The sequence below is a fragment of the Citrobacter sp. Cpo030 genome, from assembly GCF_030333005.1.
Taxonomy (GTDB): domain Bacteria; phylum Pseudomonadota; class Gammaproteobacteria; order Enterobacterales; family Enterobacteriaceae; genus Citrobacter; species Citrobacter portucalensis.
Genome location: NZ_JAOWGT010000072.1, coordinates 67,826 through 80,185, shown reverse-complemented (window position 1 = coordinate 80,185; position 12,360 = coordinate 67,826). Strand labels below are relative to the sequence as shown.

Here is a 12,360-nt window from a genome sequence, read left to right as displayed (position 1 = left end):
TCGAAGTTATTTAACGATCCGGAGGTGGCTAACGTTCTTGCGATAGCTGCCCCAGTCAAAGTTCACCCACATTCCGCCATCCATCTGGAGACGGTCGATAACCCGCGCGCCCAACGCTCCGAGAAGTTCTTCGTGGTTCAGGTTCGTCAGGATCCCCACCGGACGCATCGACGACAGGCGACGGTCGATAACCTGATTCAGAATGACTTTCTCGCCGTTGCTTCCGCGCTGAATACCGACCTCGTCCAGTACCAGCAGATCGACTTTGCAGAGGTCATCCAGAAGTGAAGCCTCTGACTGGCCACCGTCGTAGCACTCGCGAACACGCAGCATCAGGTCAGGGATTGTCACCACCAGCACTGATTGGCCACCGGACAGGAGATGATTTCCGATCGCTGCTGCCAGATGGTTTTTACCGGTACCAGGCCCGCCACTAAACACGAAACTTGCGAACCCAGCGCCGAAATTTTGTGCGTAGCTCTTTGCCATCGTGAAGGCTTTGCGCTGACCTTCCCCGGAAACCTGATAATTCGCGAACGTGCAGCTGCGGTGCAGGCTTTGAATTCCTGAGCGGCCGAAGATTTTCTCTGTGCGCGCTTTCTGATTCAGCTTGTCCAACTCTTCGCAATGTTTCAGGCCTTCTTCCCGCTGCCACGCCAGCAGCTCTGCTGCGCTGGTGAACTTCGGCTGAACGCCTGGCGGAATGAGTTTTTTCAGGCGCTCAAGAGCGCTGCCAGAATTAACAATGTTTTTCACCGTTACCCCCTGAACCCGGTCGGGATGGTTTTATCTGGCTCAGAAATTCGGTTGGGATCTCGCTGTCCAACATGGACGGTCCTTTGGCCGTGACCACGCGATTGCAACAGACTGTTGGCAAAGGTCTGCTCCCAAGCCAACTGGTGTTTAACCTTGCCGTCAGGTATCCAGTAATCACGGAATTGCTGAAGTTCTTCAGCGGTGTAACCCGGCTCAGTGCCGACGTTCTTACCCCAGAGCGCAGCCTGACGCACGAAGTCTGGAGACGGGGTCCATGAGTCAGTGATCGGAAATTTACCCAATGGGCCAAAATCCAGACCGGGCCCAAAATCCTCGTTCTGAGGTTTGGGAGGGATAGCTGGCAGAGGTGGGTGATTTCCAGAAATATCATCCCCAGAATGACTTCCGCCCGCGCGTTCTCTCTCTGGGTTTAGATCTTCTCTTCTCTTCTCTTCTCTGTGGTTACGCGTTACGTTATTAGTAACGTTACTCGTTACGTTACTTTCCTGGAGTTTTTTCCGTTCACGAAACTCCTTCTGGCGCTGCGCATTTGTCTTGGCCGTAGCTGAGCGCATATCACCTGACGTATTGTATTCATTGAAGTTTGGAAGAATGACGCAGTTATTCTCCGCATCATAAATGGCCCAGCCTACGGTTGATAATGCAGCCCCAAAACCGGGTACTCCGACAATATCATCGATATCAGACAGGTCTGCATTTTCAAATACACCGTTACGCGAGTGTTCATTTGCCGCAGACCAAAACGTTACTAGTAACGACACCGTAACGTTACGGGTTACGTTACGCGTTACAACGTCTGATAACGTGGTGTTATGCGAAAGTGTGAACATTTTTCCCACCTCCGGTGAACGCTCCAGTATTCGCGCAATTCCGTTCACCTTCGGGCTGGTGACCAGTGATGTACGCATCTTTATCCAGTCCCCGGCCATTAAGTCCTCCTGAAGAATAATTAAGGGAAGATTTATCCAGTCGCGGTCCGACACGCTGGCAAAACAATTTGTGGTTAGGCATACTTACCCCGCAATGATTTCGCAATGAATTGCACCAGAAAGCCGTTGGTGTTCGCGCACCGCGGCTTTCGCCATTTTTGAACCGGTCATATAGCCCCCAGCATCATCTGCACCATCTCCATCAGTGGACCGGTTAACCCAGGGTCAACGCGGTACATCTCCACGATCCCCTCGCTCAACTCTTTCAGCTTCTGATGCCGTGGCGCATCCAGCGCGACGGCAATCTTTGCTTCACTGGTTTCTTTCTCCAGCCGAGCCAGACGGGCCATAACGTTGTCTTCTGGTAACAGGCGACTGCGGAACTCGAGTGGAAGGACAGCAAGAATTGCCGGAGTCAGTTGGCGAACGTTTTCGCGGTACCGTTCGCTGTTGAAATGGTTATCCAGAAAGCGGAAAAGCTTCTGACGCTGTCGGCTGAGGTCATCAGGGAAAGTGATCTCGTCTCCCCCTTGCGCCTGGTACTCTTCGATGATCAGAGCCGTAACTACGTCCTGACCATCTGCGCCCGCCCAGGAGCGGACCGCGTCACGAATGGCATCATGTTTATCGCCATGCTCTTGTTGAGTGCGATTTATCATCGCGGACGAATGGAATCCGGTATTTTGTTGGTACGTAAGTGATTGCATAGTGCTTTCCCTTTCGTGGTTAAAGCGCCGGTCAGGCTACTTTTGGTTTGCTGATTTCAAGAATTTGGGTGGTGGTAAAGCGACCACCTGAGGCCTCAGCAATTTTCGATGCATAAGCTGTCTCACCGGTGTAATCAGTACGTGGCAAGCACCCACTATTGATCCACTTGTAAATTGCTCGCGGAGTCCGCTCGCATGCTTTGGCCACCACGGGTACGCGAATCAATTTGATGATTTCGCCAAGGCTTGTTGGTTGCATTTTTTAACCCTCAATATGAACTGTAAGTACATATTATGTCGGAACTGATAGTTCACGCAAGAGATATTATGATTGAACCTATGGTTCAGGAAGAAAAAGCGCGAAAAGACTTTTCCCATAGGCTAGCGCTGGCCTGCGATAAAGCTGGTTTGCCGGTTCATGGTCGTCAGGCTGAGATAGCCAAAAAGATGAAGTTGACACCAAAGGCCGTAAGCAAATGGTTTAACGGGGAATCAATTCCAAGACGCGGGAAGCTGCAAGAGCTTGCTGCGAGTATTGGTACAACTTCAACTTACCTGTTAGGTGACAGCGAGGCTGATGGAATATCTGAGGGACGCTTGCAGAAATCGACAGAAATATTTCGCATAGATGTGCTCAATGTATCTGTCAGTGCAGGCCCGGGCGTGATCAATAGCGAGTTCGTGGAGGTGCTTCGCTCTGTGGAATACTCAGTTGAAGATGCGCGCCAAATGTTCAACGGACGAAAGCAGGAACAAATCCGCATCATCAACGTCCGCGGAGACAGCATGTCTGGCACGATAGAGCCGGGTGATCTGCTTTTTGTCGATATCAGCATCCAACACTTTGATGGTGATGGAATTTACGCTTTCCTGTACGACGAAACAGCTCATGTTAAGCGACTTCAGAAGATGAAAGACAAACTACTGGTAATCTCAGACAACCAGACCTATCGCCCGTGGGAGCCAATTGAGAAGGAAGAGATGAACAAGATTTTCGTCTTCGGAAAGGTGATCGGCAGCATGCCGCAGACCTACAGGAAGCATGGTTAGTCGATTAACAGTAGCCTGAATAGAGTTTGGGTAAGGTCGGTACAACAAGGCGTACGCCAAGTACATGGGGCGGCAGATTAAGGGTGATGCGGAGTAACACTTCTCAGACACACAGGAAGCATGGATAAAACGGGATAAACATGAGCAATAACGACAACCCCAAAATAGCATTCGCGTATCCTACTTTTATTAGAGAAGGCATGCGTGCTTCAGGCCCATTCAATCCTGACATAGGTTGGACAGTGAGTGAGTTTCCTGGAAAACTATCTTTTTATGTTTCCGCGGGATTAATCCTAAATTCAAACCGGCCGTACAGTTTTGATGTTGATGTTTTGTTTGAAGGAAAATCATTGATACCAGGAAAGGCGCCGGCTGTAGACTCCAGGCTTATGGGTACAACTGTCTCCGATCGAAATGACTTTATAGCCCTCTCTACAACTTTATTATCGAACATTTCTATTCCCTCTGAAGGACTTTATACCGTGAGGGTTTTACTTCACACTGGACATGTTGAGTCGGAGAACAGATTGTTTATTGATAGCCACGATTGCCATTTTGTTATTGCAAAAAACTGGCTGGCTAACACAATGGAAAAAGTGGAGTAATCTTCATGGTACAGCCAGTAAATATTAGAACCGGCCAGCCCATTGAAGAAGATGGCACATTACCCCATACTATTGATTATAGCGGTGGTAACGGCGGAGGTGATGATATGCTAAAACGAGTTGAAAGACTGGAAGAGAAAGTTATCTCTATCAGTTCAGACTTGGCAGTTATCAAGGCTACCATGTGTACGAAGGAAGATTTACATAAGGAACTAAACGGGCAGACATGGAAGATTGTTATAGCCCTGGTAGTTACCGTGCTTATAGCTGTCTTTTCTAAATACTTCATCAAATAACCCGGCCATCGCGCCGGGTTTTTATTTGACCAGATAATTCATAATGTTAAGATGATTCCGATTGCAATCAATGGATATACATAATGAAAAAAATGGCTCTGGCAGTAGCATTAGCTGTAACCCTCACAGGGTGCGCGTCTTCTGGAAATCAGAAACTTAAAAGTGAAACTGAAACAAGTGTTCAGTCTAAAATTCATGAAGGGAAAACGACCAAGGTTGAAGTGAAAACCTTGTTTGGCTCTCCTGATGCAGTCTCTTATACCGATGGTGGTAATGAGATCTGGAAGTACTCATTTGCCAAAGTTAAAGTGAATGGAACCTCATTCATTCCATTCTATGGCTTGTTCCATAACGGCACGAACGGCACTAAGAAAGAACTGACCATTCTATTTAAAGATAATACCGTACAAAAATACACAATGGCTGAATCGGCGATCAATACAAAATCCGGTTGGGCCGACTAGCACCATTTGCCCGGCAAAGAAAGTCGGGCCATTATTGCCCCTTCCTCACGAACGCCGCTGCATCCCGCAATACACCTTTGTGAATCATATTGCCCACGGTTTTTCGCTTCGCTTCCAGTCGATCGACAATAGCCTCACAGTCAATCACCACACCGTCGATTATCAACTCAACAACCGCCCCACCAATCTCACCAGCTATGAAAGCTGCGCGATCTTCCAGCAATTCATCACGTGACATATCCATACCTAAGCCCATAGCAATACCCTGCTTGGTGTTTTTTTGAGCATAGCAAGACTAGAGAAAAAAATAAATAATCTTAAAGTTCATATTGTTATACGTTTATGAACTTGCCACACCACTTAAATGTACTATTGGTACTTTACTTTAATGAACTTATAGTACATTATCATCCCATCGCGAAACACTAAGCGCATCAAGTTCAAACGTTCCGCCAGCCTGGCGACAAGGGCAAACACAGAAGTGAGCTTCGCGGTGGTGAACTGCAGAGTTAAAACGCTCAACTGTGAAGATCAGCGTCACGGCATCACCAGCGAAGTTCACTCAGCAATAGTGGAGAACATCATGGTTCATCAGCACTACGGTACACAGACGGTAAACCGCGGCGCAGTTCAGCCTGGAATGCTCGTCAAACACAAGGATTCAACCTGGACGGCATCAGCTAATGCTCGTGGTCGTTTGTATCTGCATCGCGGCGTTGAGATGACTTACACCAGGGATTTGCTGGTTGAAGTTTATCTGAACGGTCTGGGGAATGGCCTCAGCCATTAACGGAGAGTGTCATGCAAGACAAGAAATGCGGTTACTGCGGCAAGCCGGTTAAACCGGAAGAAGTAATCAAAAGTACCCTTCTCTATCGCAACGGCTCACTGCTGGCGCGCAAAGAGAAAGAGTACTGTTCCAGACGTTGCGCTTCGCACGACCAGATGGCTCACGAAGGCTAACGTACACCCCGCGCAAGGCGGGATCTACGTCCGGTGGTACCGACCAAAGTTACACCGGAAACAACATTAAAACCAAAGTTAACCCAATGGGCGCTATCAATGGCCCGGGGATTCTAACACCCAAAAATGAGGATCTCACATGGAATTCTTTTATGTAGTCAGGGCTACACAGAAATCCGGAAAGCAAGATGCAGTGGTCTGGTTCACTGCAAAAACTGAGGCTCGCGCCAACCTGATGCTGGATGTTGCGCTGGAAGATGCTGGCATCGAAACGGGCCGTGGCAAGGACTACGCCAAACCGATTCGAACTGATTTCCCGGTTGTTGACGACCTACCAGAAGAAGGTGAGATTGATTTCACCTGGTGTGATCGTTACGAACTGGCCGAAGACCAGCGCACCTGGAACGTAAAATTAAAAGCGGACGATGCGGCGCAGGAAGAAAATAGCCAGGCTGATGGTAATGTCGTTAATAGTGAAGTCGGTAATGTAGAGCAATCTCAGCAGACAGAGCAACCGAATCTGATCGTTGTTGCCACCCTGCCTTTCCGCCAGCGCGTACTGGCTCAGTTCATCGGTGATGGTGAATATCTCTATCACGTAGATGCCGTGCAGAAAAACGAGATTGTCCGCCTTGAGATGGACACTGATGACGCGTACGTCCAGAACCTGCTGCTGGCTGCTGAGAATGTGGAAGCATTCAAAAAAGCCATTGAGCACGATATTCATAAAGCTGTGAATGCAGTTAAGAAAGTCTTCCCTGTCGACGGTAAAAAACCGGAGCTGGCAACAGTTATCCAGTTCCTGACGGTGTGGTTCAAAACTGATTACATTGACCGCGGCCTACTGGTTAAAGAGTGGAGCAAAGGTAATCGTGTAACAACCATTAATCGCACACCTTCAGGTGCGAACGCCGGCGGCGGAATTATCTCTGACCGTAAATTCCCGCAAACCATTCTCGGTCTGGAGCATGAGATTGCTCTGGCGCTACGTGCCCGTGACCGCGAATTTGATATTTACAACGTCCCTCTGGATATAGAACTGCAGGCAAACTCCATCATGAATAAGATGGACGATCCCGAATGGCTGGCGACTCGAGAGAGATTCGTTTCAATTCCTGGTGGCCTGGACTACTCACGTGCCTGCATCATCGCAACAGTAAAAACCACACCAGATGGGCTTTATGCTGATCCTGTAAAACACCAAGAATATTTGAATAGAGTACTTACGGAAACCGACCACGCCAACCCAGATCCATTGCTCGTTGATATAGCCTGCGGTCGTTCGTCTATGCCTGTACCTATGAAACAGGAAAAAGTAACGGCCGAAGAGGTAAACAAAATTCTTGCAGCTTCCCGCGGCGAATATGTCGAGGGGATTAGTGACCCTACAGACCCGAAATGGATCACAGAAGACCTCGCATTAACCGCCCAACAAATAGATGACCGTTCACCACTTAATGAGGAAGCCACCAGCGATGTGCAGATGGAAGAAGCTGTCAGTGATGAAGAACAGGCTGGTGATGAAGTGCAGCCATGCGAGAGCAGTCTGGAAACTGGTGAAGAGTCATATACCGGCCAGCAAGCCGATGTGAGCCAGAATACGGATTCTGTCGCCCAAAATAGCGATTCTGTAAACCAAACCGATCCACTTGCGACACAAACCGAGCCAGAAACGCAATCAGACGAACCGGCTGTTGTTTACCCTGCTTACTTCGAGCCAGGCCGCTATGAAGGATTGCCGAACGAGGTTTATCACGCAGCGAACGGTATCAGCTCAACCCAGGTGAAAGACGCACGTGTGTCGCTGATGTACTTCAATGCCCGCCACGTAGAGAAGACCATCGTCAAAGAGCGCTCTCCGGTGCTGGACATGGGCAACCTGGTGCATGCGCTGGCGCTGCAACCAGAACAACTGGACGCCGAATTCAGCGTTGAACCTGTAATTCCGGAAGGCGCATTCACCACGACGGCAACGATCCGCGCGTTTATCGATGATTACAACGCAGGTCTGCCAGCGCCGCTGAGTGCAGATGAGATCAAAGCCTTGCTCGAAGAATACAACGCCACTCTGCCAGCACAGGTGCCGCTGGGTGGTTCAGTCGAGGAAACTGGTCAGAGCTATATGTCGCTTCCTGAAGAGTATCAGCGTATCGAAGCGGACCAGAAGCAGACCGCAGCGGCGATGAAAGCCTGCATCAAGGAATACAACGCCACTCTGCCAGCACAGGTGCCGCTGGGTGGTTCAGTCGAGGAAACTGGTCAGAGCTATATGTCGCTTCCTGAAGAGTATCAGCGTATCGAAGCGGACCAGAAGCAGACCGCAGCGGCGATGAAAGCCTGCATCAAGGAATACAACGCCACTCTGCCAGCACAGGTGAAAACCAGCGGTAGCCGTGATGCGTTACTCGAGCAACTGGCAATCATCAATCCCGACCTGGTGGCGCAGGAAGCGCAGAAGCCGCAACCGCTGAAAGTGTCCGGTACCAAGGCGGATCTGATTCAGACCGTGAAGTCTGTTAACCCGGACGCCGTCTTTGCCGACGAACTGCTGGATGCGTGGCGCGAGAATCCGCAAGGGAAAGTACTGGTCACCCGCCAGCAACTGAGCACCGCACTGGCCATTCAGAAAGCCCTGCTACAGCACCCAACTGCCGGGATGCTGCTCCAGCACCCAAGTCGCGCCGTTGAGGTCAGCTATTTTGGCTTTGACGATGAAACCGGTCTGGAAGTCCGCGTTCGTCCAGACCTTGAGATCGACCTGGACGGCGTGCGCATTGGTGCCGACCTGAAAACCATCAGCATGTGGAACGTTAAGCAGGAAGGCCTTCGCGCCAAACTGCACCGGGAAATCATCGACCGTGACTATCACCTGAGCGCCGCCATGTATTGCGAGACCGCAGCACTGGACCAGTTCTTCTGGATTTTCGTCAACAAAGACGAGAACTACCACTGGATCGCCATCATCGAGGCATCCGCCGAACTGCTGGAACTGGGCATGCTCGAGTACCGCAAGGCGATGCGCGCTATCGCTACCGGCTTTGACACAGGCGAATGGCCAGCGCCGATCACCGCTGATTACACCGACGAACTGAACGACTTCGACCTGCGCCGCCTTGAAGCGCTGCGTCTGGCTTAAGGGAGGATTTGACCATGCAAAATACCAACATCATTACGACTGAGCAGGCTCCTAACACCATTTCCGCCAGCAACGCTGTATTCAACGTGCAGGCGCTCGGCCAGCTTACCTCTTTCGCTGAATTGATGGCGCAGTCTGCCGTCACCGTCCCCAAACACCTAGCGGGGAAGCCCGCCGACTGTATGGCGATCGTCATGCAGGCTATGCAGTGGGGAATGAACCCATACGCAGTTGCCCAGAAAACGCATCTGGTCAACGGCGTTCTGGGTTACGAAGCGCAACTGGTTAACGCAGTGATTTCCAGTTCCAGCGCCATTATTGGCCGCTTCCATTACGAGTACGGCGGTGACTGGGAGAAGATCGCCGGGAAAAAAGACGGCCGTGATGAATTAGGCCTGTTTATCCGGGTTGGCGCCGTACTGCGCGGAGAAGAAGAAATCACCTGGGGCGAGCCAATCTACCTGGCAGATATCACCACACGTAACTCTCCATTGTGGAAAACAGCGCCAAAACAGCAGATCGCTTATCTGGCAGTCAAGTACTGGGCACGCTTGTACTGCCCTGAAGTCATCCTCGGCGTCTACAGCCCAGATGAAGTTGAGCCGCGTACTGAGAAAGAGATTAACCCGGCACCGAAGCACGTAAACCTGTCTGAAATTTCAGGTGACACCGTCACAACCACGCAGAGCGCACAGGAGAAATCAGTAAATATCGACTCTCTTGCTGATGATTTCCGCGAGCGCATAGATGCAGCACAGGATGTTGATAGCGCCAAAGCACTGCGTGCTGATATCGAAAGCGCGAAGGTCTGGCTCGGATCGGCCCTATTCACCGAGCTGAAGAATAAGGCAGTGAAGCGCTACTATCTGGTTGATTCACGTAACAAGGTTGAAGCCGCGATCAACTCCCTGCCGTCTCCGGATGAACCGGATGCAGCTGAACGGTTTGGGGAAGTTGAGCGAGTTCTTGCAACGGCGAAACGTCATCTGGGCGACGAACTGCACGATCAGTTCAGCATCACCTTGGCGGATATGAAACCGGAATACGTGGCCTAAGGGAGGCGGGAGGGCGAACCCTCCCGGTAACGAGATGAGTAAATCTTTAAACGCACGCTGCATCCGCCGCTGGGAAATTGAGTTCAAAGGACGTTGCGATTCGAAAGTAAGTCCTTGGTGGCGCAAACACCACCTTCGCGGTTACATCCGGGAATGCGCCCTTACAACTGCCGACTGCATGGTTGAGCGTATGGCTGAGGACAACGCTCTGGTTGATTTTCAAGGTAATGGTCGCGGCTGGTCACCGGAGTTCTGTGCCTGGTACCACGAACGCCGAGAACAGTATCTCAAAGAGGCGCGCGACTATCTAAACGAAGACGCCACCAATGACGAGATCGACGAGGAAATCCAGAACGAGCTGGAGGCCTGGAATGACTGAGCTGAATTATAACCCGGCAGACCCCGATAAAATGCAACTCCCGAAGGGTAAGACCTGCGGCGACTGCGCCCATATCCGTCGCTGTAAGGCAATTTTCGGGCATACCGAAACCGATGCATATTGCGATTGGTCGCCGTCCCGAGCGGTTTTCCGTCAACCATCCAATCCAGAAGGCGGTGACCATGCGATTAATTAACCGAGCCAACCAGCAATCCCCGTTAGCGCGTCAGGCATGCGACATAGCACTGGCCACTCATGCAGAACGTTACGGCGACTATGGCCGCAGCAAGATGAAGGAGACGTACACGGTGAGAGTTGAAGGAGTGAAGGTCTGGGTGGAAGTGGTGAACCGTAAGGCTAGCTACGTGGCCACAGCGATGACAGGTATGCGTCGTTTGCGCGCGCTGCCGGGTCAGGTTTCTTGATATTACTTTTGGAAATGGCCCAGTTCGGGCCATTGGAGAAAAATGATGGATGATATTTTGCTGACGTCAGACCTGACCAGTCGATACAAAATCTCACGTAAAACCCTTTGGTCATGGCAAAGCACAGACACGATGCCGCGGGGTTTTGCGAAGCCGTTCCCCGCCCCGGACTTTCCCGGTAATCCTAACCGCTGGAAGTCGGAGTCAGTCAAAGAGTGGGAAGGTGTGAAACAGCCAATTAACTGAACGGCTCACCGATGATGTTTTCAAGATGGCTCTGCCAAACGTGGAGCCAGTGTTTTTGATCATCGATGTAGTCATGCAGGTTATAGTGCGCCATCACGCCAACCATTTGGTGACCAAGTAACTTTTCAATCACATGCGGCGGACTGCCAAGTTCTGAAAGATTTGTTGCGATTGTTCTTCTCATATCATGGAGAGACCAGGGCTCCATGCCGGATTCTGACCAAATATACCTGGCATAGTTCGAAGCAACTGGCGGATGAACCGGGACGTCTTTAATTTCCCCATCCAGTAAGCGCTGTGAAGTGACTAAATGCTTTGTGTTGATCTTCTCAAGATGATTTTTTACCAGTCCCACCGCAGCATCAGAAAGAGCCCTTCTCATGTGCACTCGCGTTTTGTAACTTCCAGCAGGAACTATCCACTCATTTTCATCCAGCTTGAACCATGACCTTTCGCTTAACCGAATCTCTGCCGTCCTACAGCCGGTCAACATAATAAATTTCACAAGAAACACGGACTCTATGGACATGCGGTTTTGCAGCCACCGATAAATAGCCACCAGCTCACGATCATCCAAGCGCCGCGTTCTCTTTTTCGGTTTTTGGCCAACGTCAGTGGGTAGCAATCCCTCGAGCGGATTGGTCGATATTACGCCTCGGTTAATACAGAACCTGAATGAGCGTTTGCACAGAGAAAGCATATAATGAGCCATCACCCTGCTTTCAATCTGATCAAAAACATCTATCCAGTGCCTTTTTGTCGAATTGTCGACTTTGACGTTTCGCATCGGTTCGGCGATATGCTTGGCAAATACCAACTGATAATAACCTGTCTTTGTCAGTTGATTAGCGATGCAGTGTTTCTCGATCCAATAATTGAATGCTTCCGATACGGCCATGGAACCTTCGCGGGTCAATTTCTCCAGCTTTACTTGCTCTCGGGGATCGAGTCCTTCAGTAAGCCAGATTCTGAATTGCTGACGCCTTTCCCTTGCCTGAGCAATACTCATTGCTGGATAATCGCCGACATTGAGTTTTACAGCTTTGCCTGCCCATCTGTACCGGTAGAAGAAAGAGACCTTTCCGGCCAGACTGATTCTTGCGTTGAGTCCGTGAGAATCTGAAATAATTTCGATATCATCGCGTTTCTTGCCAAGGGCCTTCCTGAGCTTTGTGTCAGTGATCATTGAATAGGTACACATTTGGCTTTTGAGTACGCAAAAGTGTACACAAAACTCATTGCTCAAAGATACCCACAATGTAACACTTGTACTCGGAGTGTGATAATTGGAAGGCTGAAAGGCAGGCGGCAGAAGGGTTCAGCGTAAC

The 12,360-nt window shown here is 50.3% G+C and carries 18 protein-coding genes; 12 read left to right on the top strand and 6 right to left on the bottom strand.

The features are described 5' to 3' along the window. Positions 1-6: 6 nt before the first annotated feature. The 4 genes from OGY37_RS17695 to OGY37_RS17680 form a co-directional block, all read right to left on the bottom strand. The gene (locus OGY37_RS17695) at positions 7-756 is read right to left on the bottom strand and encodes an ATP-binding protein (protein ID WP_234692047.1); all 750 of its coding nucleotides are present in this window, start codon (positions 754-756) and stop codon (positions 7-9) included. Between the two features lie 2 nt (positions 757-758). Then, complete coding sequence (locus tag OGY37_RS17690; protein WP_016156235.1) at positions 759-1,706, bottom strand: DnaT-like ssDNA-binding domain-containing protein; 948 nt, start codon at positions 1,704-1,706, stop codon at positions 759-761. Between the two features lie 167 nt (positions 1,707-1,873). Then, the gene (locus OGY37_RS17685; RefSeq protein ID WP_286621386.1) at positions 1,874-2,413 is read right to left on the bottom strand and encodes a toxin YdaT domain-containing protein; all 540 of its coding nucleotides are present in this window, start codon (positions 2,411-2,413) and stop codon (positions 1,874-1,876) included. Between the two features lie 31 nt (positions 2,414-2,444). Beyond that, positions 2,445-2,672, bottom strand: coding sequence for a hypothetical protein (locus tag OGY37_RS17680; protein ID WP_019076923.1), 228 nt, complete (start codon positions 2,670-2,672; stop codon positions 2,445-2,447). Positions 2,673-2,740: 68 nt separating this feature from the next. Between OGY37_RS17680 and OGY37_RS17675 the strand changes: the two genes are divergently transcribed. The 4 genes from OGY37_RS17675 (at position 2,741) to OGY37_RS17660 (ending at position 4,828) form a co-directional block, all read left to right on the top strand. Next, positions 2,741-3,463, top strand: coding sequence for an XRE family transcriptional regulator (locus OGY37_RS17675; RefSeq protein ID WP_019076924.1), 723 nt, complete (start codon positions 2,741-2,743; stop codon positions 3,461-3,463). A gap of 140 nt (positions 3,464-3,603) precedes the next feature. Further along, the gene (locus tag OGY37_RS17670) at positions 3,604-4,068 is read left to right on the top strand and encodes a hypothetical protein (protein WP_071667480.1); all 465 of its coding nucleotides are present in this window, start codon (positions 3,604-3,606) and stop codon (positions 4,066-4,068) included. Positions 4,069-4,073: 5 nt separating this feature from the next. Then, positions 4,074-4,364 carry a hypothetical protein gene (locus OGY37_RS17665; RefSeq protein ID WP_286621384.1) on the top strand — a complete coding sequence of 97 codons (291 nt, stop codon included), beginning with the start codon at positions 4,074-4,076 and terminating at the stop codon, positions 4,362-4,364. 83 nt (positions 4,365-4,447) lie between these two features. Beyond that, positions 4,448-4,828, top strand: a complete 381-nt coding sequence (locus OGY37_RS17660; protein ID WP_019076926.1) for an SEN1984 family lipoprotein — start codon at positions 4,448-4,450, stop codon at positions 4,826-4,828. Between the two features lie 31 nt (positions 4,829-4,859). On the opposite strand, the gene OGY37_RS17655 is transcribed toward OGY37_RS17660, so the two are convergent. Continuing rightward, positions 4,860-5,066, bottom strand: a complete 207-nt coding sequence (locus tag OGY37_RS17655) for a hypothetical protein (RefSeq protein ID WP_286621528.1) — start codon at positions 5,064-5,066, stop codon at positions 4,860-4,862. 345 nt (positions 5,067-5,411) lie between these two features. Here OGY37_RS17655 and OGY37_RS17650 point away from each other — a divergent pair, with 345 nt between their 5' ends. From OGY37_RS17650 to OGY37_RS17615, 8 genes are all read left to right on the top strand, one after another. Further along, positions 5,412-5,618: a hypothetical protein gene (locus OGY37_RS17650; protein ID WP_016156718.1), complete on the top strand. Its 207-nt coding sequence runs from the start codon at positions 5,412-5,414 to the stop codon at positions 5,616-5,618. Positions 5,619-5,629: 11 nt separating this feature from the next. Next, positions 5,630-5,791 carry a YdaE family protein gene (locus OGY37_RS17645; protein WP_019076539.1) on the top strand — a complete coding sequence of 54 codons (162 nt, stop codon included), beginning with the start codon at positions 5,630-5,632 and terminating at the stop codon, positions 5,789-5,791. A 139-nt stretch (positions 5,792-5,930) separates the two neighbouring features. Then, a complete protein-coding gene (locus OGY37_RS17640; protein WP_286621381.1) occupies positions 5,931-8,927 on the top strand; it encodes a RecE family exodeoxyribonuclease in 2,997 nt (998 codons plus the stop codon). A gap of 14 nt (positions 8,928-8,941) precedes the next feature. Continuing rightward, positions 8,942-9,982 (top strand): RecT family recombinase, encoded by a 1,041-nt coding sequence (locus tag OGY37_RS17635; RefSeq protein WP_274462613.1) that lies wholly within the window; start codon positions 8,942-8,944, stop codon positions 9,980-9,982. Positions 9,983-10,016: 34 nt separating this feature from the next. Further along, the gene (locus OGY37_RS17630) at positions 10,017-10,361 is read left to right on the top strand and encodes a hypothetical protein (RefSeq protein WP_286621375.1); all 345 of its coding nucleotides are present in this window, start codon (positions 10,017-10,019) and stop codon (positions 10,359-10,361) included. Next, positions 10,354-10,557, top strand: a complete 204-nt coding sequence (locus tag OGY37_RS17625) for a hypothetical protein (RefSeq protein WP_003841645.1) — start codon at positions 10,354-10,356, stop codon at positions 10,555-10,557. Before OGY37_RS17630 ends, OGY37_RS17625 begins: the two co-directional genes overlap by 8 nt. Beyond that, positions 10,544-10,786 (top strand): DUF4060 family protein, encoded by a 243-nt coding sequence (locus OGY37_RS17620; RefSeq protein WP_047415379.1) that lies wholly within the window; start codon positions 10,544-10,546, stop codon positions 10,784-10,786. Before OGY37_RS17625 ends, OGY37_RS17620 begins: the two co-directional genes overlap by 14 nt. Positions 10,787-10,828: 42 nt before the next feature. Next, positions 10,829-11,032 (top strand): hypothetical protein, encoded by a 204-nt coding sequence (locus OGY37_RS17615; protein ID WP_032160588.1) that lies wholly within the window; start codon positions 10,829-10,831, stop codon positions 11,030-11,032. Here OGY37_RS17615 and OGY37_RS17610 read toward each other — a convergent pair. Then, complete coding sequence (locus tag OGY37_RS17610) at positions 11,025-12,218, bottom strand: tyrosine-type recombinase/integrase (protein ID WP_286621373.1); 1,194 nt, start codon at positions 12,216-12,218, stop codon at positions 11,025-11,027. The genes OGY37_RS17615 and OGY37_RS17610 overlap by 8 nt on opposite strands. Positions 12,219-12,360 lie beyond the last annotated feature (142 nt).

Excerpts from the sequence above, each read along its gene's own strand:
- OGY37_RS17625 (WP_003841645.1), top strand. The coding sequence starts at position 10,354 with ATGACTGAGCTGAATTATAACCCGGCAGACCCCGATAAAATGCAACTC.
- OGY37_RS17655 (WP_286621528.1), bottom strand. The coding sequence starts at position 5,066 with ATGTCACGTGATGAATTGCTGGAAGATCGCGCAGCTTTCATAGCTGGT.
- OGY37_RS17615 (WP_032160588.1), top strand. The coding sequence starts at position 10,829 with ATGATGGATGATATTTTGCTGACGTCAGACCTGACCAGTCGATACAAA.
- OGY37_RS17620 (WP_047415379.1), top strand. The coding sequence starts at position 10,544 with ATGCGATTAATTAACCGAGCCAACCAGCAATCCCCGTTAGCGCGTCAG.
- OGY37_RS17670 (WP_071667480.1), top strand. The coding sequence starts at position 3,604 with ATGAGCAATAACGACAACCCCAAAATAGCATTCGCGTATCCTACTTTT.
- OGY37_RS17640 (WP_286621381.1), top strand. The coding sequence starts at position 5,931 with ATGGAATTCTTTTATGTAGTCAGGGCTACACAGAAATCCGGAAAGCAA.
- OGY37_RS17610 (WP_286621373.1), bottom strand. The coding sequence starts at position 12,218 with ATGATCACTGACACAAAGCTCAGGAAGGCCCTTGGCAAGAAACGCGAT.
- OGY37_RS17660 (WP_019076926.1), top strand. The coding sequence starts at position 4,448 with ATGAAAAAAATGGCTCTGGCAGTAGCATTAGCTGTAACCCTCACAGGG.
- OGY37_RS17635 (WP_274462613.1), top strand. The coding sequence starts at position 8,942 with ATGCAAAATACCAACATCATTACGACTGAGCAGGCTCCTAACACCATT.
- OGY37_RS17645 (WP_019076539.1), top strand. The coding sequence starts at position 5,630 with ATGCAAGACAAGAAATGCGGTTACTGCGGCAAGCCGGTTAAACCGGAA.
- OGY37_RS17685 (WP_286621386.1), bottom strand. The coding sequence starts at position 2,413 with ATGCAATCACTTACGTACCAACAAAATACCGGATTCCATTCGTCCGCG.
- OGY37_RS17680 (WP_019076923.1), bottom strand. The coding sequence starts at position 2,672 with ATGCAACCAACAAGCCTTGGCGAAATCATCAAATTGATTCGCGTACCC.
- OGY37_RS17665 (WP_286621384.1), top strand. The coding sequence starts at position 4,074 with ATGGTACAGCCAGTAAATATTAGAACCGGCCAGCCCATTGAAGAAGAT.
- OGY37_RS17690 (WP_016156235.1), bottom strand. The coding sequence starts at position 1,706 with ATGGCCGGGGACTGGATAAAGATGCGTACATCACTGGTCACCAGCCCG.
- OGY37_RS17675 (WP_019076924.1), top strand. The coding sequence starts at position 2,741 with ATGATTGAACCTATGGTTCAGGAAGAAAAAGCGCGAAAAGACTTTTCC.
- OGY37_RS17630 (WP_286621375.1), top strand. The coding sequence starts at position 10,017 with ATGAGTAAATCTTTAAACGCACGCTGCATCCGCCGCTGGGAAATTGAG.
- OGY37_RS17650 (WP_016156718.1), top strand. The coding sequence starts at position 5,412 with ATGGTTCATCAGCACTACGGTACACAGACGGTAAACCGCGGCGCAGTT.